This window comes from Micromonospora sp. NPDC005710, from assembly GCF_040630995.1.
In the GTDB taxonomy this organism is placed as follows: domain Bacteria; phylum Actinomycetota; class Actinomycetes; order Mycobacteriales; family Micromonosporaceae; genus Micromonospora.
Window position 1 is genome coordinate 1 of sequence record NZ_JBEXYP010000023.1, and the last position, 20,636, is coordinate 20,636.

Here is a 20,636-nt window from a genome sequence, read left to right on the forward strand (position 1 = left end):
CTCCCGGGTCTGCGGCCCTCGGGAGGGCGACGGCTACCTGCGCTTCGTCGAGTACGCGCGGGAGCTGTGGCGGCTCGAACGCACCGACTTCATCGAGCGCAACCTGGACGCGCCCACCGATCTGATCACCGGCAACCTGCTCAAGCTGCTCACCGGCGGGGCGTTCCGGCGCCTCCAAACAAAGATCAACCAGTTCTTCCGGGACCCCCGTACCCAGCGGATCTTCTCCTTCCAGGCGATGTACGCGGGCCTCGCGCCGCACGACGCGCTGGCCATCTACGCGGTCATCGCGTACCTCGACTCGGTGGCCGGTGTCTACTTCCCGCGCGGTGGCATCCACGCGGTCTCCAGGGCGATGGCCGGCGCCGCCGAGAAGCACGGCGTGCAGATCCGGTACGACACCACGGTGACCCGGGTCGAGACGGTGAACGGCCGCGCCACCGGCGTGCTCACCGCGGACGGCGACCTGGTGCCGGCGGACGTCGTGGTGCTCAACCCCGACCTGCCGGTCGCCTACCGGGACCTGCTCCCCGCCGCGCCGAAGCGCCGGCTCACCTACTCACCGTCCTGCGTCGTTCTGCACGTCGGCTCCCGACAGGGCTATGCGAAGATCGCCCATCACAACATCCACTTCGGGCGCGCGTGGAAGGGCACCTTCGATGAGGTCATCCGGCGGGGTGAGCTGATGACCGATCCGTCGCTCCTGGTGACCAACCCGAGCCGGACCGATCCCGCGGTGGCCCCACCGGACCGGCACACCTACTACGTGCTCGCCCCGGTGCCCAACCTGCATCGGGCGCCGTTCGAGTGGCGCGGCGACCTGACCCAGCGCTACACCGACCAGCTGATCGGCACCCTCGAGGAACGCGGCTACGTCGGCTTCGGCGCCGGGGTCGAGGTGCTCCGGGCGATCACGCCCGCTGAGTGGGAGGAGCAGGGCATGGCCGCGGGAACCCCGTTCGCCGCCGCGCACACGCTGTTCCAGACCGGCCCGTTCCGCCCGTCCAACCTGCACCGTGACCTGCCGAACGTGGTCTTCGTCGGCTCCGGAACCCAACCCGGCGTCGGCGTGCCGATGGTGCTCATCTCCGGCAAGCTCGCCGCCGGCCGGATCACCGGGGAAGGCCGATGAGCAGCCGTGAGAAGCACCTCGTCGAACTCGTCGACGAGACTGGCAAGGCCCACGGCGAGACGACAGTCGCGTCCGCGCACCAGCCCCCGGGGCAGTTGCACCGGGCCTTCTCGGTGGTGCTCGTGGACCCGGACGGCCAGGTGCTGCTCCAGCGCCGGGCCGCCGCCAAGACCCGCTTCCCGCTGCGCTGGGCCAACTCCTGCTGCGGCCACCCCCAACCCGGTGAGTCGCTCACCGAGGCCGCCAACCGACGGCTGGGCGAAGAGTTGGGAGCGGGCCCGGTCGAGCTGACCGAGGTCGGCGTCTACGTCTACTACGCCGAGGACCCGGCGACCGGCCGGGTCGAGTTCGAGTACGACCACGTACTGCGAGGCGAGTTCCTGCCCAACGCCCCGCTCCTGCCCGACCCGGACGAGGTGGCCGAGCTGCGGTGGGCCGACCCCATCGCTCTCGAGGCCGATCTGCAACTCGACCCCCGGTCGTACGCGCCGTGGCTGGGCGGGGTGGTGAACCGGCTGCTCCGCCCCTCGGGGTCCCGGTCGGGTGCAACCAGCCCGGCAATGACCCCGCCCGCATCGTCGGCGGATGACACGGCGGAGCGGTCGGGTGGTCGATGAGGCACTGAGCGCTGGCGCAGTCGCACGCCGGCTCGGGGTCGCCGTGACGACTCTCCGCACCTGGCACCAGCGCTACGGGCTCGGGCCCAGCGAACACATCCCCGGCCACCATCGCCGGTACACACCGAGCGACCTGGCCCGCCTGGACATCATGCGACGTCTCACCGCCGAGGGGGTGAGCCCCGCCGAGGCGGCCCGCTGGGCCCGCCAGGCCCCCGAACCGACGCCCAACGGCAACGGCGTCGTCACCCCCACCCGTACCCACCCGGCCAGCCGTGACGGCGGCGGCTCCATCCCGGTCGGCCGTGCCGGCCCCGCGGCCCGCGGACTGGCCCGCGCCGCCATGCGGCTGGACGCGGCGGCGATCAGCGAGACCATCGCGCACGCGCTGGCCGCCGGTGGGGTGGTCGCCACCTGGGAGGGCCTCGTCCGCCCGGTGCTCGCCGGCATCGGCGAACGGCACGCCGCCACCGCCGGGCTGATCGATGTGGAACACCTGGTGTCCCGCTGCGTCTCGGAGGCACTCGCAACGGCCAGTCGCGCCAACGTCCCCACCGGGCCGGCCCGGATCCTGCTCTCCTGCGCCGACGAAGAGCAGCACACCCTGCCGCTGGAGGCGTTGGCGGCAGCTCTCGCCGAAGCCGGGGTCAGCTACCGCATGCTCGGCGCCCGGGTGCCGGTGGCCGCTCTCGTCGAGGCCGTCAACCGGACCGGACCGGCCGCCGTGGTGCTCTGGTCGCACACCCGGGCCACCGCCGACCCGACCCAGCTCAGCGCACTGCTCGCCGCACCCCGACGCCCGCTGCTGGTGCTGGCCGCCGGACCCGGCTGGCGAGCCGACACGCTGCCCGCCGGCGTGGTGCGGCCCGTCGACCTGGCCGAGGCGGTCTCGCTCTCCGCCGCCGTCCGCGACTCCCTGGACCAGTCGAGGCGTGACTGATCGCACTGTCGCCGAAAGGCGGCGTGAACTACCGTCGGGCGGGTCCGCCTACCCCGACCCTCCGGGAGCTAGCAGATGCAAGCCCGCGCCGTCCTGGCGTCAGTCCTCGCCGTGGCGCTCCTCCTGTCCGGCTGCGCCCAGCCGGACCGCACCCTCGTCGCCGCCGGCCCGCACAAGCCAGCGGCGTCCACACCACCCACCCCGAAGCCGCGTCCCAGCGTCACCAAACCGGCGAAGCCGCCACTGCGGCCGCTGCCAGCCAAACTCCCCGCCGGCCTGGGTCGCAACACCGGCGTACGCCCGGTGGCCCTGACGTTCGACGACGGGCCCAGCCCCGCCTGGACGCCCAAGGTGCTCGACCAGCTCAAGGCCGCCAAGGTGACAGCGACCTTCTGCGTCGTCGGTCGCGAGGTGCAGCGCCACCCGGAACTGGTCCGACGGATCGTCCGCGAGGGACACCAGCTCTGCAACCACAGTTGGCGACACGACCTCGACCTTGCCCGGCGACCGGTCGGCGAGATCCGCGCCGACCTGGACCGCACCAACAAGGCCATCCAGAAGGCCTCCCCCGGCGCCAAGGTGTCGTTCTACCGGCAGCCCGGCGGCCGATGGACGTCGGAGGTGCTCGGGGTGGCCAAGAACCTCGGCATGCGTCCGCTGCACTGGTCGGTCGACCCCCAGGACTGGGACAAGCCCACCGCGGCCACCATCGGCAAGCGTGTGCACACCGCCACCCGCCCCGGTGCCATCGTTCTCCTGCACGACGGGGGCGGAAATCGGGCCGAGACACTCGCCGCCTGCCCCAAGCTGATCGCCGACCTGAAGAAGCGCTTCGGCATCACCCGACTCCGCTAGAACTGCTCTGACCTGCGGTTATGCCGCGCCCCAAACCCTTGCGGATACCGATTTTGTCGACCGACCGGGCATCACGTATGCTTTCGGAGCCTCCGGCGGGGCCGGATGGGAGCAAGTCCGCTAGAAGTTGCGAATGTGCAATGATGGCGGGGCCGCCCTCATCGTCTAGCGGCCCAGGACGCCGCCCTTTCAAGGCGGTAGCACGGGTTCGAATCCCGTTGGGGGCACGACCGGCGCAAGCCGGAGCAACACAAGCTAGGTCCTGTGGAGCAGTTGGAGTGCTCGCCGCCCTGTCAAGGCGGAGGTCGCGGGTTCAAGTCCCGTCAGGACCGCAGCGCTGACGCCGCGCCCCGCGCGGCGTTCTGCGTATCGGAGCAGGTCGCCTTGCCACCGGTTCGTCCGGTTGCCGGGTAACATGAGCCGAGCGCTTCGGCCAGGTAGCTCAGTTGGTACGAGCGTCCGACTGAAAATCGGAAGGTCGGCGGTTCGACCCCGCCCCTGGCCACATAGCCTTTCGCCGGGCTACAGAGGTCCCCACCAGCGGAAACGCAGGTGGGGATCTTGCTTTTTGCGGTCGCCGCCGGTGCCGGCCATGACCACCACCCTCCGCGTGGGCTACTCCTTGGGCACCGCCGACACCTCCCGCCTGCCCGCGTGATCACCCGTACCCGCGCCGGCCTGTGTGATCAACACGACTTCCTTGAAGTCGGGGTGTCCCGGCGCGCGAGACACCGCGTTTTCAAGGAAACCAAGTCGATCATGGCCGAGGTTGCCTCGGCTCGGGCTGTGCGGCGGACGTGACGCACCGCCCGACCGTGACGCACCGCCCGACGGACGTGACGCCCGGCCGACAGCGGGACTGACGTCCGACGGACGTGACACCCAGCCGCTCGCCGTCAGCGGTCGCGGCGACCCTGCGGGCGATGCTGGGACACGCCGCCCTGGATCGCTTCCCACACACTGCGGCCGGCCTCTCGCAACGTCTCCCCCGCCTGCCCGGCGAACTGGGCCGCGCTCTGGGCCGCAGCTTGCGCCGCGCCCGGCAGGCCACCGTCGCCACCCCCGGACGGACCCGGGCGGGAGTCGGCCGACCGGTCGGACTCGTTGCCGTTCTCCCCGGCCGCCGGCCCCGCCGAACCGTCGGGAGGCCGCTTGTCCGCCGCCGACCCGTCGGGAGGCCGTTTGTCCGCCGCCGACCCGTCGGGACGCCGCTTGCCCGCCGCCGATCCGTCGGGACGCCGCTGCTCCCGGCCCACCGCCACCGACCCGTCGGAATGCTGCTGGCCCCGGCCCGGCGCCGACCCGTCGGGACGCGACCGATCCCGGCCCGCCGCCTGGTTCCCTGCGTCATCCGCGCCTTCGGGGCGCTCTCCATCGGCGTGACGCGACTTCTCGTGGCGCTGGTCTTCCGGGCGGTTGCCGCGCGGCGCGCCGGCCTCCGGCTCACGGTCCTGCGGATGCGGTCGCTCCGGATGCTCGTCCTGTTGATGTGCCTGGTCAGCCGACCCCGGGCCGCCGGCTCGCGGCCCGGGTCCGCCGGCACCCGGTCCCGAGCCGACCGGCCCCGCCCCGGACCCATCAGTCCTCGGCCGCCCAGCATCCGACCCACCAGCACCCGGCCGACCACGCCCGGGCTGATAAGCACCCGGACGATCGAGGACCGGCCGGCCGGAACCCGAAGGCCGACCCGGACGATCGGAAGGCGGCCGGTCGCTGTCGACCGGGGGACCCGTCGGACCGACGTGTCGACCAGGCTCGTCGCGTACGCCGTTCACGCGCCGACTCGACGTCTGGATCTCCGCTGCGTCCACGGCCAACTGCTGGGCGCTGCGGTTCACGTCGTCGAGGGCGGAGGCGGCTGTGCGGGCCAGCGCCTCAATGATGTGTGGGTTGTTGTCGATCGTGTCGAGGGCTCGGGCCAGGATGCCCGTCAGCTGCTCCAGCCGTACCCGCAGCTGTGCCTCGGCGTTCACTCCGTTGACCGCCAGCTCACCGCTGTTGATGTGCACCCGTACGCCGGCGTCGACCTGGAGCAGGTTGGCCACCCGGGCCCGCAGCGAGAGGTCCGCCTCCAGTCCGTCGACCGCCAGCCGGATGGAGTCGACGGCGACCTTCGGGATGTCGAGCAGCACGTCCGGGTCGGTGTCCCGATCCGGTTCGCGCTGGTCCCGCTGCTGCCCGCTGTCGCTCATGCTCTCCCGCCCTGCCTGCACCGGCTCGGTCGTCCGGGCCGTTGGACGCGGTTACCCGCTTTCCGGCGGGGCATCCCGTCCGTGACGGCCCGGCGACCCTCTGTCTGGAACCGGGCACCGTGGGAAGCTGCACACCGAGGCATCAGCCGGTATGGTCCGGGCCTATGGGACAGGAATTGACTGATCCGGCCGACATCCGGCAGGACGTCGGCCAGTTCTCTCTCCGGTGCAGCCTTCTCGTCCCGGGCTCCGCCGAGCAGGCGTTCGCTGTCTTCACCGACGAGCTGACTGAGTGGTGGGTCACCGAATACACCTGGTCCGGCCCGGACGCGCTTGCCGAGTTGGGCATGGAACCGCGGGCCGGCGGCATGCTCTACGAGTTGGGCCCGTACGGTTTCCGCGCCGACTGGGGCCGGGTGCTCACCTGGGATCCGCCCCGCCGGCTCGTCTTCGTCTGGCAGATCGGCCCTGACCGGGCGCCGGTGCCGGACCCGGCCCGCGCGAGCGAGGTCGAGGTGCTGTTTCATCCCGTGGGGCCGGAGCGCACCCGGGTCGAGCTGGAGCACCGGCATTTCGACAGACACGGCGAGGCTGCCGAGGGTTACCGCAAGGCCCTCACCGCCGGCTGGCACGAGCTGCTCACCCGTTACGTCGCCACGGTCTCCCGCCACCGCCCCACCACGGCGGCCTGACAACCCACCGGGTCACCGCCCGAGCCGCCCCAGCGGCGGGCCCACCAGCGGCGAGCCCATCTCGTCAGCGCCCGAGCCGCCGGTCGGTGGCGGGTCCGCCGAGGTCTCGACCACCGAGGTTCGCGCGGTGGCCGGCTTGCGCTCCGGAGCCGAAGCCGGTGCCGCCCAGCCGGCGCGGCGGTGCGGTGCGCAGCCGTGGGTATTCCTCGGTGAGCCGGCGCTGCACGCGGTCGGACCGGTCGGCCAGCACCAACGCCATCGACGGTGCGCCCGACTCGCTTGCCGCCGCGGTCTCGGCCGCCCAGAGTCGACCGCCGACCACCTCGGCGAAGCCGGCCAGCCAGGAGCGGCGGAACGCGGCGGGGTGGTCGTCGGCGGGCACCTCGGTGGCGGCCAGGCCGTGCGCCGCCTGTACGAGCAGTGAGGTGAAGAGCAGGTCGACCCGTTCCAGGTCGCTGGCGAAGCCGAAGAGGTGCAGGACGAAGCCGTTGCCCTGCCGACGGCGTACGCAGCGGCAGCGCAGGGGCTCGGCCACCGCGGCGAGCAGGCCGACCTTGTCGCGGGCGTACGGGGCGACGACGTCCAGTACTCGATCGCCGACCGGGTCGGTGGTCGGGTCCCGGGCGGCGAGCAGTGCCCGGTCCACGCCGTAGCGGGCGATCAGTTCGGTCGCCTTGGCGGTGAACGCGGACGACTCGGCCGGCGTGCAGGCCGGGTCCTCGGCCTGGGCCAGCAACTTGCGCACCTTGCTCAGCATCGCCTCGGACATGCCTACAGAGCTACCACACGAGCCGGACTTCATCGGGGCCGCGCCGGGATCAATCGATACGTATCATCGTCACGGTCAGATGATCAGTCCGATACGGACGGTCAGTCACCTGTTTGGGAGGAACGAACGGATGCCATCCCCGACCGCTCGCCTGCTCGCCGTCGCCACGGCCACCGCACTGCTCTTCGCCGGCACGCCCGCGCAGGCCGAGCCGATCACCCCGACCGCACCGGTCAGCTCCGGCCCGAACGCGTTCGCCCCGCTCGCCACCTGTTACGGCGGGGCGGTCCGGTCGTACTTCGAGACCGGTCGCTACGGTGGCTCGGCCGGCCAGTACCGCACCACCAGCCGCTGTCGCGACATCAACGTCCGCAATGCGAGCGTGTACGCCACCGAAGCGTGCGTGATCTTCGTGGACAAGACGAGCGCCTGCAACTACTGGACCTACCTGCCGGCCAACTCGGGCTGGATCACGGTGGCGACCGACGTCCGGGACGGCGTCAACTTCCGGGTCCGCTTCGAGAACCTGCGGTACGAGTACGAGCCGCTCATCGCGTACCACGCGTTCTGACCTGCCCGCGGTCGCGGCGTCCGCCCCCCGACGGACGCCGCGACCCGACTGGGCGTCACCCGGCGCGGCTGCGCAGGGTGGCGATCGTCGAGCCGGCGAGGGTGAGCAGGCAGTCGGGGAGCAGCCCGTCGGCCGCCGCCGCACCGAACAGTGCCTCACCAGTGGGCTCGTCCCGATTCGCGTACGCGCTGACGAAGCGGGCCACCCAGCGGGTGTCGTACCCGGCCTGGTCGATCCCCGGGAAGTCGAGTGCCGCCCCACTGGCCGCCGGCGCGTCGCCGAGCATCGTCGCGGCCAGGCACCAGGCCACCCCGTACGCGCCGTTCAGGCCGGCCCGGTCGACGACCGCGTCGAACGCTCCCACCACCGCGTCTCCATCGCCGGTCAGCGCCGAACGGAGAACGGCGGCCGCGTCATCGAACGTCTGCTGTGGTAGGTCGGTCACTCAGCGCACAGTAGGACGGCCGGTCAAGCCTCCCCACAACCGTCACTGTCCGTGTTCAACGCGAGCTACCTACGCATTACGCCACCTCCACGGTCCCGCCGCCAGCCTCGGCACGCTAATGTGCGCAGCGGACCTTCGCCGGAGGAAGGACGACCATGTTCGTATCACGCCGTTCGCGGGTAGCCACACTGGCTGCCTGCGCGACGATCCTGCTCGCCACAAGCGCTTGCGGGGATGACAAGCCCGAAGAGGCGAGCGCCCAACAGGTGCGCCTCTACGGCACGGACGGCAACATGCTCAACTCCTATCCCGCGGAGTTGAAGGATCGGGCCAGCCTCGTCGACGGGATGAAGGGCACCACGCCCCTCGTTCCGCTGCCTGACGACTTCAAGGGCCGGCTCAAGGGCATCAATCCGGCGCTGACGGACTACGTGTACTCCGCCGAGACGTACGACGCGGTGGTCATCGCCGTGCTCGCCGCCCAGTTGGCCGGGAGCACCGACCCGGCGGCCATCACCAAGCAGATCGTCGCCGTGACGAACGACGGGCAGCGCTGCGAGGACCCGGCGAGTTGTCTCGCGCTGGCGCGCAACGGGCAGGACATCGAGTACCGCGGTGTGTCGCTGACCCGCGCCGGCTTCACCGACAAGGGTGAGCCGGCCACCGCGAGCTACGCCACGCTGACCTTCGACGGGCAGCAGATCAACGACGGCAAGACCGAGTTCGTCGGCGCGGGCATCGAGTCGGCGGCGAGCACCAAGACGCCGCCGAAGCCGAAGAAGCAGCGGCCGGGTGGCGCCGCCGACCAGGAGCCACTGATCCTGGGTGGCCTTCTGCCGAAGACCGGTGACCTCGCGATCGCCTACCCGCCGATGGCTGCCGGCGCCGCGCTTGCGATCAAGGAGATCAACGCCGCTGGCGGCGCCCTTGGCAAGCCGGTGACGTGGCTCGACGGCGACGACGGCACCAACCCGGCGGTGGCCAAGGCCACCGTGGCCAAGCACGTGACGGACGGCGTCAGCGTGATCATCGGCGCGGGTGGTTCGGGTATCTCCCGGGCGGTGCTGCCGGACGTGGTGCAGGCCGGGAAGATCCTCTTTTCCCCGTCGAACACCGACAGCAGCCTGACCGACGTGGACGACCAGGGCCTGTACTTCCGCACCGCACCGCCGGACAGCCTCCAGGGCCGGGCGCTCGCCGACGTGATCCTCCGCGACGGGTCACAGAAGATCGTCATCGTCGCCCGCAAGGACTCCTACGGTGAGGGCCTGCAGGGCACCGTCCGTGACGAGCTGGAGAAGGCTGGTATCGCCAACGACCGGCTCAAGCTGATGACCTACGAGCCGCCGGCCGACGCGAAGGCAGCGCCTGTCGACTTCAGCAGCGGCGCGAAGCAGATCAAGGAGTTCGGCGCGGACGCCGTACTGATCATCGGTTTCGGTGAGTCCGCCCAGGTGATCCGCGGTCTGGCCGACGCCGGGGTGCAGATCCGGCAGTAGGCAGGACCCAGGTTTCACGACGGCCGCACCGGCTTCCCGCCGGTGCGGCCGTTTCGGGTACGTGGGAGTCACCGCGGCCGGCGGCGCTCCAGGAACTCGGTCATCCGACGGTGCTTCTCGTCGTCCTCGAAGAGCACCGCCTGGCTGACCAGGTCCAGATGCGGGTGCGCGGCGGCCGGCGCGTCCACCGCCAGCTTGGTCAGCCGCACCGCCAACGGTGAGCCCAGGGCGATCTCGTCCAGCAACGCGTGCGCGGCCGTCAGCAGCTCCCCGGGCTCGTCCACCACCCGGTTCACCAGACCGATCCGCAGCGCCTCGGTGGCATCCACCCGCCGGCCGGTGAAGAGCAGCTCCTTGGCCCGCCCCTCGCCGATCAACGCGGGCAGCCGGTGGGTCGCGCCGGCGCCGGCCAGGATGCCCAACCGCACCTCCGGCTGGCCGAAGACCGCCCGCGCCGTGCACACCCGAAGATCGCAGGCGTACGCCAGCTCCGCGCCACCGCCCAGCGCCGGGCCGTCGACCGCCGCCACTGTCGGCATCGGCAGCGCCCGGATGCGGGCGAAGGCGGCCGAGTTGATGGCGGCGAGGGCATCCGTGCGACCCCGTTCACGGAGCTGACCGATGTCGGCGCCACCGGCGAAGATGCCCGCCGCTCCGCCGGTGAGCAGCAGCAGGCGCGGGCGGGCCTCCAACTCGGCGCAGACCTGGTGCAGTTCGGCGATCAGGTCGGCGTCGATGGCGTTGCGCTTCTCGGGCCGGTCCAGGGTCACCACCAATCGGTCCGGCCGCTCCTCGATCCGTAACCCCGTCATTGCTTGACGCCGCCTTCCCAGCGGTAGAAGCCGTGCCCCGACTTCTTGCCCAGCCGCCCGGCGGCCACCATCTCCACCAGCAGCGGCGGCGGCGCGAAGCGGTCCCCGTACGCGGCCTGGAGGGTGCGGGCGATGTCCAGCCGCACGTCGAGGCCCACCAGGTCGGTGAGCTCCAACGGCCCGATCGGGTGCCGGTAGCCGAGCACCATTGCCTTGTCGATGTCCGCCGCAGCGGCCACCTCGTCGGCGACCATCCGGATCGCCTCCAGCCCGAGGGTGACCCCGAGCCGGGACGTGGCGAAGCCGGGCATGTCGCGTACGACGACGGGGTCCTTGCCCAGCCGGCCGGCGAGCGCGACGGCCGCGGTGGTGGTCTCCTCGGCGGTGGCCGGGCCGACCACGATCTCCAGCAGCGTCATCGCCCAGACCGGGTTGAAGAAGTGCAGGCCGAGGAAGCGCTCGGGTGCGTCCAGCTCGGCGGCCAGCGCACCGATGGCGATGCTGGAGGTGTTGCTGCCCAGCAGATCCGGGTGCAGAGCGGCGGCGTCCCGCAGGACGGCCCGCTTCAGGTCCAGGCGCTCCGGCACCGCCTCCACGATCACCTGGGGGGCGGGAGCGACGTCGGCGAGGGTCGGACGCAGCGTCACCCGCTGCCGGTTGGTGGCGGCCTCGTCGGCGCTCAGCCTCCCGCGCTGCACCGCACGCTCCCACAGCTCGGCGAGCCGGTTCAGCGCTGCCGCACCCCGCTCGGGGTCCACCTCGACCACCTCGACGGCGTGGCCGGCGCCGGCCGCCACGTACGCGATGCCGAGCCCCATCGTGCCGGCACCGACGACCACGAAACGATCGCTCATCACGCCTCCCTGTCCCGCCCGCCGACGCGCGGGGTCCCCGCCGCGCCGGCCCGGGTGCCCCGCCAGCTCCGCTCGCTCATGGTGCGACAGTAGACAGCGCGACGACCCGGCCCATGCGTGGGGGAGCGCCGGATCGGGTAATGATCGCCCGTCAACCGAGGGAAGGACCGCATCGACATGAGCCAGGCACCGGAGAGCGTCACCGACGGGGGAGTCGTGGAGACCCGAGGCGACGAGCGGGTCGAACTGCTGCGCGCCGACACCAACAACGACGGCAAGACCGACGTGTGGGTGGTGGACACCGACGGCGACGGCAAGGCGGACCTGTTCCAGTTCGACACCGACGGTGACGGCAAGGTGGACATCACCATGGTCGACCTCGACGAGGACGGCCAACCGGACGAGGTCGTCGACGGCGACGGCGGCCTGCCGCCGGAGCAGCTTCCCCCGACCGTCCAGGTCTGAGGCGTACGACGACGGCCTCCGCGTCCGCCCGGCGGATCGCGGGGGCCGTCGCTCAGTCGCCGAGGCGCAGGGTGGCCAGGTAGTAGGGGGCGTCGCGGTCGTCCACATCGGTGAGCCGCCAACCGGTGCCGTGCACCAGTGCGGCGAACTCGTCCGCCGAGCACACCAGGTAGTCGAACCATTCGGTGCTGACCTCGCGGTAGCGCAGCCGCAGCCTCAGCTGGCCACCGAGCCGGCCGCGTTGCCGGTTGCGCTCGTGGTAGCCGGTGTGCACCGGGTCGCGGGTGCCGTACGGGTCGGTGCCCTGCGCGATGATCTGCGCTCCCGGTCGGGCCAGCGCGGCGAGCGCGGCCAGGAACCCGGGGGCGCGCTCCCGCCCTTCGAACAGCCCGAGGTTGTTGCCGAGAAGCAGGAATGTGTCGTACCGCGAACCGTCGGTGACGTGCGTGTCGACGGTGCCGTGCACCAGCCGCCGGACCCCACGACGCCGGCTGACCTCCAGCGCACCGGCGGAGGTGTCCAGCCCGGTGACCGGTACGCCGCGTTCCTGGAGCAGCAGCGCGATCCTGCCGGCGCCGGTGCCGATGTCCAGCGTCTCGCCGCGGGCACGCTCGACCGCGCGGTGGTCGTACGGCTGCCAGTCGGCCGGGCCGTCCAGGTAGTGGGCGGCCGGTGCGCCGTTGATCAGGCCGTCGTCCCGTTCGATGATCTCGATGACCGGTCGGGGCAGTCGACCGCCGACCAGGGGCCGGGGGCCCACCCCGGTGGCCACGGCGAGGGTGTCTCGCAGCAGTTCGCCGACCACGTCACCGATTAGAGGCTCAACCGTCACGGCGTTCACGCTATCCGGCCACTCAGCGGGCACGCCGGTCATATCCTGGCGGCGTGACCATGCTGGACAAACTGTCGGCCGAGAAGTACATCCTGCTCACGACCTTCCGCAAGGATGGTCGGGCGGTGCCGACCCCGGTCTGGGCGGTGCGCGACGGCGAGGCGTTGGCGGTCTGGACCCGGGCTGACTCGGGGAAGGTGAAGCGGATCCGCCGCAACGGCGAGGTGACTGTCGCCCCGTGTGACGTGCGGGGTCGACCCCATGGGGCGGAGGTGCCCGCTCACGCGACGATCTACGGGGGCGGTGACACCGGTCGGGTCCGTGACCTGCTCAAGCACAAGTACCGCCTGATCGGTCGACTGAGCCTGCTGGGCAGCCGTTTACGTAATGGCGAGGGTGGGACGGTGGGCATTCGGGTGACGGTGGACGAGCCGCAGGGTTGACCGACGGCCGGCGTCGTGCCCGGCCGGGCACACGAAGGGGGCGGTGGATCGAGATCCACCGCCCCTTTCGCCTAACTATCGCCTACTCAGTCGCCCTGCCGCTGCTGCGGGATCTGGCCCTGCAGTAGCGCCCTGACCTCCGACTCACGGTACCGACGGTGGCCACCCAGGGTGCGGATGGCACTGAGCTTGCCAGCCTTGGCCCACCGGGTCACCGTCTTCGGGTCGACCCGGAACATCGACGCCACCTCGGCCGGCGTGAGTAGCGGCTCTGGTTCGTGCGTTCGCGATGCCATCGGTCACTCCTCCACATGTATAGACATCGGCCGGGGTCCCGCCGGCCGACGCGTCTCCCATGGTCCGGCTAGTCCCCGATGTCCGACATGGGCCGAACGGATGAAGGTCCCTAGACGGACGGATGAACCATGCCCGATTTTTACGACTTTTACACGGCAGAAACTACCTTATTCGGACTCATGATCACGGTTCGTGATGCGTCAACTACGAGCACCACTCACCTTGGGAGCGCTCCTAGGGTGATATGCCCTAGTTGCACCGCTCCAGCAGCTGCACTGCGCGCCACCGGGCCACCAACTTGTCGTACGCGGCCGACGCCTCCTCGGCCTCGCCGCGGGACAGCCCCGCAAGGCCGGCAGCGACCAACTCGGGCGAGTCGTCAGCGGCGAGGGTCTCGTCGGACAGCAGGTCGACCAGACCGCCGTAGTCCAACTCGACGACCGACCGCGGATGGAACTCCTCCAGCCACCGAGCCGCCTCCTCGACCGCCTCGGTGATCGGCGCGTCACCCACCGACTTGCGCAGCACCGACAGCGCCCGCGACGATCGACGTCGGGCCTTGGAGATCTCGGTGCGAAAGCGCAACGACCGCCGGCCCGGCTCGGTGACCAGGTCCCGCTCCGTCGGGTCAAAGAGCACGAACCACCGCAGCGGTACGCCCCAGGTGGCGATCTGCTCGTGCACCCGGGGCACCCCGTGCTCCAGCACCCGGGCGCCGCTGCGCCAGTCGTCCACCACCGCCCTGGCCTGCCCGGCGAGCACCGGCGGCACGAAGGCGTCGGCGAGCACCGAGGGCACCCCGTCCCGCGCGCTGAGTGCCGCCTCAGCGACCCGGATGCGCAGGTTCCACGGACAGACCAGCAGGCTGTCGTCCGTCTCCAGGACGTACGCCTCCTCCGGGAGGTCCGGCAGCCGGGTCCAGCCGGCGCCCAGCGCCTCGATCACCGCCGTCCGCTGCCGACCGGGCCCCTCGACCGGGGCGACCGCGCGCCCCTCCGAGACATAACGGCGCCAGTAGCTCTGCCGGTCCCGATCAAAGGCGGCCAACGGCTCGTACACGCGCAGGTAAGAAGCGAAGAGCGACGGCACCGCGCGATCCTCCCACGAACCATGCCCGTACGCGGTCAGCGGCCGGAGCACGCGCGCCGCAGCGTGGGACGGCGGTGGCGTGTCGAGCGGCTGCCCGGCGGCCGATACTAGGCTCGATCACACCGGCAGCATCCCCGCCGGGGTCCACCAGGTCCGCGTCCCACAAGGACGCACACCACAGTAGGAGCCAACAATGGGCGTATTCGCGAGCACCGACGACCCGGTGTCGACAGGTCACGAACAGGTCGTGTTCTGCCAGGACAAGCAGAGCGGCCTGAAGGCGATCATCGGGATCTACTCCACCGCGCTGGGCCCGGCGCTCGGCGGCACCCGCTTCTACGCGTACGCGAGCGAGGACGACGCCCTCGCCGACGTGCTGGACCTGTCCCGTGGGATGGCGTACAAGAACGCGCTCGCCGGGCTGGACCTGGGCGGCGGCAAGGCCGTCATCTGGGGCGACCCGGAGCAGATCAAGAGCGAGGCGCTGCTGCGCGCGTACGGCCGCTTCGTGGAGTCGCTGGGCGGCCGCTACTACACCGCCTGCGACGTCGGCACCTACGTGGCGGACATGGACGTCGTGGCCCGGGAGACCCGCTACGTGACCGGGCGCAGCGTGGAGCACGGCGGCGCCGGCGACTCGTCGATCCTCACCGCCTGGGGTGTCTTTCAGGGGATGCGGGCCGCGGCCGAGCACGTGTGGGGCACCCCCAGCCTGCGGGGCCGCCGGGTCGGCGTGGCCGGCCTGGGCAAGGTCGGCAAGTACCTGACCGGGCACCTGCTCGAGGACGGCGCCGAGGTGGTCGCCACCGACGTGAACCCCAAGGCGCTTGCCTGGGTACGCACCAACCACCCGCAGGTCACCCTCGTCGACGACTCGAGCGCGCTCGTCGCCGCCGACCTCGACGTGTACGCGCCGTGCGCCCTGGGCGGGGCCCTGAACGACGACACGGTGCCGGCGTTGCGGGCCAAGGTGGTGACCGGTGCGGCGAACAACCAGCTCGCCCACCCGGGCATCGAGAAGCTGCTTGCCGACCGGGGCATCCTCTACACGCCGGACTACGTGGTGAACGCGGGCGGTGTGATCCAGGTGGCCGACGAGATCGAGGGCTTCAACTTCGACCGGGCGAAGCTGCGGGCGACCCGGATCTACGACACCACCCGCGAGATCCTGCACCTGGCCGACGCGGAGGGCGTGCCGCCGGCAGTGGCCGCCGACCGGTTGGCGGAGCGTCGGATGGCCGACGTCGGCCGGCTGCGCGCGATCCACCTGCGCTGAGCGTCCCCGGGGGCGGATCGACGAGATCCGCCTCCGGGCCCCCGCCATCGGGCCTGGCTGGGTAAGCTGAGCCGGGGTCAAATTGATGCGGTTTGTCCGGTGTCACGGGCGCTAACCGTTCCGCTCCTTACCCGGTACACTGGGTGACGGCCGGATCGACGCGACGCGCAGAGCCGGCTGACGGTAACCCGAGGTGCCGAACGGTGGCATCCCCATGTACCGTAAGAGCCACGAGAGATGCCTGACGTCATCGGGGCCCGCCTTCGGGCTGCCCCGCATTCTGTGCGAGGGGGTCGAGCCATGGGGCGCGGCCGTGCTAAGGCCAAGCAGACTAAGGTGGCGCGGGAGTTGAAGTACCACTCCCCGAACACCGACCTCACCGCCTTGCAGCGCGAGTTGGCGGGTGCTGGGAAGTCTGAGCACCACTTCGACGACGACTCTAAAGAGTCCGTCGGCGATGATGATGAGGATCACGCTGACGACGACCCAGATCCCTGGGCCCGTCCGACCCGCTGACCTTTCGACGCAGCTGAGCACGCGGTAACCCCCGCGTGCTCACGCACGTCCTGTGCAGGTGCAGTCGCCGACGATCAGGGGCCTGGCCCGACCGGAGCTATCCGGCCGCTCGACAGGCCCCTGACAACGGCTCCCCTCAGCGCGGGCGATTGTTCCAGTTGTAGAACGTCGGGATGTTCTCGAAGTGGTTCCAGGCACAGACCGCGCTGGAGCCGTCTCCGCCCGACACCTCCGAGCGCAGCCGCCTCGCGTCCTCGGCCTCCTGGAGCAGCGCGACGAGCGCGGGAGCCGCGTCTCGCACCCGTTCGGTGACTCCGTCGTCCGCTTCGCGCTCAGGCCGCCGGTGACTCGTGGTCTCGGGCATGCTCCAACACTCCCTCCAATAGGCGGATCTTGCTGTTGCGGCAGTGCTCGGTCTCCGTACCGTCAAAACGCCCCAGCTCGAAGTAACGGTTGGCGGCATGGCCACCACCGCAGAAGCCGAAGTACGGGCAGGACGCCCGACACGCCTCCACCCCGGCCAGGAACTCCCCCACCCAGGGTGTCGCCGCCGCGCTGCCGAGAATCTGCGCCAGCGGGGTCGTCAGCACGTTGCCGCTGCTGAAGTCGCCGTAGCGGGGGTCGGTGAAACCGGCCAACTCCGGGGACAGCACGACCACCGAGCCGTCGTGACCGATCGTCGGGATCGGATCCAGGTGGCGGGGCAGCACCTCGTCCGCCGAGTTGTCGAGCACCGCGGCGGCGTACCGCAACGACCACTCGATCTCGCGGAGGTGGATCCGGGGTTCCCGGCGCCACGCCCCGACCAACTCCGCCCAGAACGCGGACACCGCCGACGGGTCGTGGCGGTTGTCGCGCGTGTTGACCCCCTCGGTCTCCTCGATGTTGATGCCCAACACGTCGCAGCCCAGCTCGAGGAAGTAGTCGTACAACTCGGTGGCGAGCCCCGGCTCCGGCCGGGACACCACTGCCAACGCCGAGAAAGGCAGACCGTGCCGACGCAGCGCCGAGACACCGTGCAGGATCCGGTCGTACGCCGGCTGGCCGCCCCGGTTGACCCGGTCACCGTTGCGCGCCCGGGGCCCGTCGACGCTCACACTGACCCGCATCTCGTGCCGGACGAAGAAATCGCACCAGTCGTCGTCGATGAGTGTGGCGTTGGTCTGCACGTGGTGCTCGACCTCGGGCCCGAACGGCGCGATCAGCTCGGCCAGATGCTCGCGGCCGGCGGCCAGGGGCTCACCGCCGTGCCACACCACGGAGAACCGACCGTTCGCCGCCCAGGGGTTGACCCCGGCCGCGACCGCCTCGGCCACCGCCACCGGCATCCGCCGGTCAGCGGCCCGAAACGGCAGGTAGCAGTACGTGCAGTCGAGATTGCAGAGGGTGGTGGGCTGCATGACGACGTACGACGGGACAGCGGCCAGACCGCGCATCCCGCTGAACGAGCGTCCCTGCGCAGCCATCACCCTCCTCCGCCTAAGCCTGAGCCCTTCAGGCTAGGCGGCATTGGCCACTCGGGTGAAGCCCTGATCAGGTGCCCGTACGATCACCGGAGCGTGATCATCCTCGGGTGTGCTGACCGACCATCTGCACGTTGCCGGTGCCCTCGATGATCTCGCCGGCCTGCCACGCCTCGACTCCACGGCCGGTCAGGGTGGCCAGCGCCCGGTCGGCGTCCTCGGCCGAGACGATCGCGAACATGCCGACGCCCATGTTGAAGGTCGACTCCATGTCGTGGTCGTCGATCCGACCCTTGGTCTGGATCAGGTCGAAGATCGGCTGCGGCTTCCAGGTGGACCGGTTGACCACCGCGTCGACGTGCTCGGGCAGCACCCGGACCAGGTTGCCGGGGATGCCGCCACCGGTGATGTGGGACAGCGCCCGCACCTCGGCCTCGGCGATCAGCTTGAGGCAGTCCTTGGCGTAGATCTTCGTCGGGGTGAGCAGCTCCTCACCGAGGGTCCGCTGCCGACCGAAGTCGTCGATCACGATGTCCAGACGCATCCGGGCCGCGCCGAGCAGCACGTGCCGGACCAGCGAGTAGCCGTTGGAGTGCAGGCCGGACGACCGCATGGCGATCACCGCGTCACCCACCTCGACCCGCTCCGGGCTGAGGATGTCGGCTTCCTCGACCACGCCCACGCCGGTCGCGGAGATGTCGTACTCGTCCGGGCGCAGGACGCCGGGGTGCTCGGCGGTCTCCCCACCGAGCAGCGCGCAGCCGGCGTAGCGGCAGCCGTCGGCGATGCCCGCGCCGATCTCGGCGACCTTGTCCGGAACGACCTCGCCGGTGGCGATGTAGTCGAGCAGGAACAGCGGCTCGGCTCCGCAGGCCACCAGGTCGTCCACGACCATGGCGACGAGGTCGATGCCGACCGTGTCGTGGATGTCCATCTGCTGGGCGATCACCAGCTTGGTGCCCACCCCGTCGGTGGAGGACGCCAGGATCGGGCTCTTGTACTTCTTCGTGTCGAGCCGGAACAGGCCGGCGAAGCCACCGAGGTCACCGAGCACCTCGGGGCGGCGGGTCTGCCGCACCTTCGACTTGAGCAGCTCCACCGCGCGGTCGCCCGCGTCGATGGAGACGCCGGCGTCGGCGTACGAGACCGAGCGTTTGCGCGCCTGGCGGCCAGCACCGCCCGTCCACGGCTGGCGGTCGCCGCCGGCGCCGGTCGGGCTGCTTCCTGCGCCGTTGCGCTCGGACACGTGCGTCACGGTTCTCCCCTTTGGTTCTCGGTGCCGCCGGCGGTAGCCGAGCCGCGCCGGTTGGTGCTACGGGCGGTTTGCGGTAACGCCACCCGGAGTGGCGACGGACGAGCCGTTTGTGGGCGGAGTCTCCGACGCCGAGTTGGCGACGCGTCGACCCACCCCTTCGAGGACGTGCTTGCCGATCAGGTTGCCGGCCGGCAACTCGATCGGATACTCCCCATCGAAACACGCCCGACACAACCGGGTCTTCGGCTGCTCGGTCGCGGCGATCAGACCAGGAAGGGAAACGAAGCCCAGCGTGTCGGCGCCGATGGAGCGCCGGATGCCTTCGTTGTCCAACCCGTTGGCCAGCAGCTCCGCCCGGGTGGCGAAGTCGATGCCGTAGAAGCACGGCCAGCTGACCGGCGGCGAGGAGATCCGGACGTGCACCTCGAGGGCCCCCGCCTCCCGCAACATCCGGACGATGGCGCGCTGGGTGTTGCCGCGCACGATCGAGTCGTCCACGACCACCAACCGCTTGCCGCGGACGTTCTCCCGCAACGGGTTGAGCTTGAGCCGGATGCCGAGCTGACGGAGGGTCTGCGACGGCTGGATGAAGGTGCGACCCACGTACGGGTTCTTCATCAGGCCGGCGCCGTACGTGATGCCGGACGCCTCCGCGTAGCCGATCGCGGCGGGAGTGCCGGACTCGGGAACCGGGATCACCAGGTCGGCCTCGACCGGGTGCTCCTTGGCCAACTGCCGGCCGATCTGCACCCGCGCCGAGTGGACGTTACGCCCGGCGATGGTGGCATCCGGGCGGGCGATGTAGACGTACTCGAAGAGACAGCCCTTCGGCTCCGGCGAGGCGAACCGGGTGGAGCGCAGCCCGTTCTCGTCGATCGCGATCAGCTCGCCCGGCTCGACCTCGCGCACCACGCTGGCACCGACGATGTCCAGTGCCGCCGTCTCGCTGGCGACCACCCAGCCGCGCTCCAGGCGGCCGAGCACCAGCGGGCGGACGCCGTGCGGGTCGCGGGCCGCGTAGAGGGTCGACTCGTCCATGAAGACGAAGCTGAACGCGCCCCGCAGTTGCGGCAGCACCTCCATCGCGGCCGCCTCGACCGACAGATCCGGTCGGCTGGCGAGCAGCATCGTCACCAACGAGGTGTCGTTCGTCGAACCGTCCGCGATGAGGCCGCGCTCGGCGACCTCCTTCTCCAGCTCGGCGGTGTTGACCAGGTTGCCGTTGTGGGCCAACGCGATGGTCGTGCCGGAGGTGGTCGACCGGATCGTCGGCTGGGCGTTCTCCCAGTTCGACGCGCCGGTGGTGGAGTATCGGGCGTGCCCGATCGCCAGGTGACCGCGCAGGCTCGCCAGAGTGGGCTCGTCGAAGACCTGCGCCACCAGGCCGAGGTCCTTGTAGACCACCACGCCGGAGCCATCGCTCACCGCGATGCCCGCCGCCTCCTGGCCGCGGTGCTGTAGGGCGTAGAGGCCGAAGTAGGTCAGATTGGCAACCTCTTCGCCGGGGGCCCAGACACCGAAGACGCCACAGGCATCCTGGGGGCCAGGTCGTTGGGGATCAAGGTCGTGGCTCAGCCGGCCGTCGCCTCGGGGCACCTACCGCTCCCTCATGCTGGTCTGGA

The 20,636-nt window shown here is 71.0% G+C and carries 23 protein-coding genes and 3 tRNA genes; 14 read left to right on the forward strand and 12 right to left on the reverse strand.

The features are described from left to right. From crtI to ABZ406_RS25520, 7 genes are all read left to right on the forward strand, one after another. The coding region (gene crtI / locus ABZ406_RS25490; RefSeq protein WP_357766425.1) for a phytoene desaturase family protein at positions 1-1,132 on the forward strand (1,132 nt) is incomplete at its 5' end. Then, entirely contained in the window at positions 1,129-1,749 is a 621-nt protein-coding gene (gene idi / locus ABZ406_RS25495) for an isopentenyl-diphosphate Delta-isomerase (RefSeq protein ID WP_357766428.1), read from the forward strand. The genes crtI and idi, both read left to right, overlap by 4 nt. After that, the gene (locus ABZ406_RS25500; RefSeq protein ID WP_357766663.1) at positions 1,739-2,689 is read left to right on the forward strand and encodes a MerR family transcriptional regulator; all 951 of its coding nucleotides are present in this window, start codon (positions 1,739-1,741) and stop codon (positions 2,687-2,689) included. The genes idi and ABZ406_RS25500 overlap by 11 nt, the downstream gene beginning before the upstream one ends. A gap of 75 nt (positions 2,690-2,764) precedes the next feature. Further along, entirely contained in the window at positions 2,765-3,544 is a 780-nt protein-coding gene (locus ABZ406_RS25505) for a polysaccharide deacetylase family protein (RefSeq protein WP_357766431.1), read from the forward strand. 154 nt (positions 3,545-3,698) lie between these two features. Beyond that, positions 3,699-3,771: transfer RNA gene (locus ABZ406_RS25510), tRNA-Glu, on the forward strand. Between the two features lie 31 nt (positions 3,772-3,802). Continuing rightward, positions 3,803-3,876 (forward strand) — tRNA-Asp (locus ABZ406_RS25515). A 99-nt stretch (positions 3,877-3,975) separates the two neighbouring features. Beyond that, positions 3,976-4,049: transfer RNA gene (locus ABZ406_RS25520), tRNA-Phe, on the forward strand. A gap of 391 nt (positions 4,050-4,440) precedes the next feature. Here the strand turns inward: ABZ406_RS25520 and ABZ406_RS25525 are convergent. Further along, positions 4,441-5,736 carry a hypothetical protein gene (locus ABZ406_RS25525; RefSeq protein WP_357766434.1) on the reverse strand — a complete coding sequence of 432 codons (1,296 nt, stop codon included), beginning with the start codon at positions 5,734-5,736 and terminating at the stop codon, positions 4,441-4,443. A 164-nt stretch (positions 5,737-5,900) separates the two neighbouring features. Between ABZ406_RS25525 and ABZ406_RS25530 the strand changes: the two genes are divergently transcribed. Then, complete coding sequence (locus ABZ406_RS25530) at positions 5,901-6,428, forward strand: SRPBCC family protein (protein ID WP_357766437.1); 528 nt, start codon at positions 5,901-5,903, stop codon at positions 6,426-6,428. Positions 6,429-6,492: 64 nt separating this feature from the next. Here ABZ406_RS25530 and ABZ406_RS25535 read toward each other — a convergent pair whose 3' ends face one another. Continuing rightward, positions 6,493-7,197 (reverse strand): DUF2786 domain-containing protein, encoded by a 705-nt coding sequence (locus tag ABZ406_RS25535; protein ID WP_357766440.1) that lies wholly within the window; start codon positions 7,195-7,197, stop codon positions 6,493-6,495. Between the two features lie 130 nt (positions 7,198-7,327). On the opposite strand from ABZ406_RS25535, the gene ABZ406_RS25540 reads away from it, so the two are divergent. After that, entirely contained in the window at positions 7,328-7,768 is a 441-nt protein-coding gene (locus tag ABZ406_RS25540; protein ID WP_357766443.1) for a hypothetical protein, read from the forward strand. Positions 7,769-7,823: 55 nt separating this feature from the next. On the opposite strand, the gene ABZ406_RS25545 is transcribed toward ABZ406_RS25540, so the two are convergent. Further along, entirely contained in the window at positions 7,824-8,213 is a 390-nt protein-coding gene (locus ABZ406_RS25545; RefSeq protein WP_210784162.1) for a hypothetical protein, read from the reverse strand. Positions 8,214-8,368: 155 nt separating this feature from the next. Between ABZ406_RS25545 and ABZ406_RS25550 the strand changes: the two genes are divergently transcribed. Then, entirely contained in the window at positions 8,369-9,712 is a 1,344-nt protein-coding gene (locus ABZ406_RS25550) for an ABC transporter substrate-binding protein (protein WP_357766447.1), read from the forward strand. A 68-nt stretch (positions 9,713-9,780) separates the two neighbouring features. On the opposite strand, the gene ABZ406_RS25555 is transcribed toward ABZ406_RS25550, so the two are convergent. Next, on the reverse strand, positions 9,781-10,524 hold the full coding sequence (locus tag ABZ406_RS25555; RefSeq protein WP_357766451.1) for an enoyl-CoA hydratase/isomerase family protein: 744 nt from the start codon (positions 10,522-10,524) through the stop codon (positions 9,781-9,783). Then, positions 10,521-11,378, reverse strand: a complete 858-nt coding sequence (locus tag ABZ406_RS25560; protein ID WP_357766454.1) for a 3-hydroxyacyl-CoA dehydrogenase family protein — start codon at positions 11,376-11,378, stop codon at positions 10,521-10,523. Before ABZ406_RS25560 ends, ABZ406_RS25555 begins: the two co-directional genes overlap by 4 nt. Positions 11,379-11,555: 177 nt before the next feature. Here ABZ406_RS25560 and ABZ406_RS25565 point away from each other — a divergent pair, with 177 nt between their 5' ends. Then, a complete protein-coding gene (locus ABZ406_RS25565; RefSeq protein WP_357766457.1) occupies positions 11,556-11,843 on the forward strand; it encodes a hypothetical protein in 288 nt (95 codons plus the stop codon). Positions 11,844-11,895: 52 nt separating this feature from the next. On the opposite strand, the gene ABZ406_RS25570 is transcribed toward ABZ406_RS25565, so the two are convergent. Next, positions 11,896-12,675, reverse strand: a complete 780-nt coding sequence (locus ABZ406_RS25570) for a methyltransferase domain-containing protein (RefSeq protein WP_357766462.1) — start codon at positions 12,673-12,675, stop codon at positions 11,896-11,898. A 53-nt stretch (positions 12,676-12,728) separates the two neighbouring features. Here ABZ406_RS25570 and ABZ406_RS25575 point away from each other — a divergent pair, with 53 nt between their 5' ends. Continuing rightward, positions 12,729-13,118 carry a PPOX class F420-dependent oxidoreductase gene (locus tag ABZ406_RS25575; protein WP_357766465.1) on the forward strand — a complete coding sequence of 130 codons (390 nt, stop codon included), beginning with the start codon at positions 12,729-12,731 and terminating at the stop codon, positions 13,116-13,118. A gap of 86 nt (positions 13,119-13,204) precedes the next feature. On the opposite strand, the gene ABZ406_RS25580 is transcribed toward ABZ406_RS25575, so the two are convergent. Both ABZ406_RS25580 and ABZ406_RS25585 read right to left on the reverse strand, forming a co-directional pair. Beyond that, complete coding sequence (locus ABZ406_RS25580) at positions 13,205-13,414, reverse strand: BldC family transcriptional regulator (RefSeq protein WP_007073996.1); 210 nt, start codon at positions 13,412-13,414, stop codon at positions 13,205-13,207. 250 nt (positions 13,415-13,664) lie between these two features. Beyond that, entirely contained in the window at positions 13,665-14,504 is an 840-nt protein-coding gene (locus tag ABZ406_RS25585) for a hypothetical protein (protein WP_357766665.1), read from the reverse strand. Positions 14,505-14,697: 193 nt separating this feature from the next. Here ABZ406_RS25585 and ABZ406_RS25590 point away from each other — a divergent pair, with 193 nt between their 5' ends. Both ABZ406_RS25590 and ABZ406_RS25595 read left to right on the forward strand, forming a co-directional pair. Next, a complete protein-coding gene (locus ABZ406_RS25590; RefSeq protein WP_357766468.1) occupies positions 14,698-15,780 on the forward strand; it encodes a Glu/Leu/Phe/Val dehydrogenase dimerization domain-containing protein in 1,083 nt (360 codons plus the stop codon). Positions 15,781-16,080: 300 nt separating this feature from the next. Then, complete coding sequence (locus ABZ406_RS25595; protein ID WP_357766471.1) at positions 16,081-16,296, forward strand: DUF3073 domain-containing protein; 216 nt, start codon at positions 16,081-16,083, stop codon at positions 16,294-16,296. A 136-nt stretch (positions 16,297-16,432) separates the two neighbouring features. Here ABZ406_RS25595 and amcA read toward each other — a convergent pair whose 3' ends face one another. From amcA to purF, 4 genes are all read right to left on the reverse strand, one after another. Further along, positions 16,433-16,660: a multiple cyclophane-containing RiPP AmcA gene (amcA, locus tag ABZ406_RS25600; protein WP_124821604.1), complete on the reverse strand. Its 228-nt coding sequence runs from the start codon at positions 16,658-16,660 to the stop codon at positions 16,433-16,435. Then, on the reverse strand, positions 16,629-17,732 hold the full coding sequence (gene amcB, locus ABZ406_RS25605) for a cyclophane-forming radical SAM peptide maturase AmcB (protein WP_357766668.1): 1,104 nt from the start codon (positions 17,730-17,732) through the stop codon (positions 16,629-16,631). The genes amcA and amcB overlap by 32 nt, the downstream gene beginning before the upstream one ends. Before the next feature lie 127 nt (positions 17,733-17,859). Next, complete coding sequence (purM, locus tag ABZ406_RS25610; RefSeq protein WP_357766475.1) at positions 17,860-19,014, reverse strand: phosphoribosylformylglycinamidine cyclo-ligase; 1,155 nt, start codon at positions 19,012-19,014, stop codon at positions 17,860-17,862. 57 nt (positions 19,015-19,071) lie between these two features. After that, entirely contained in the window at positions 19,072-20,610 is a 1,539-nt protein-coding gene (purF, locus tag ABZ406_RS25615) for an amidophosphoribosyltransferase (RefSeq protein WP_357766477.1), read from the reverse strand. Between the last annotated feature and the right edge of the window lie 26 nt (positions 20,611-20,636).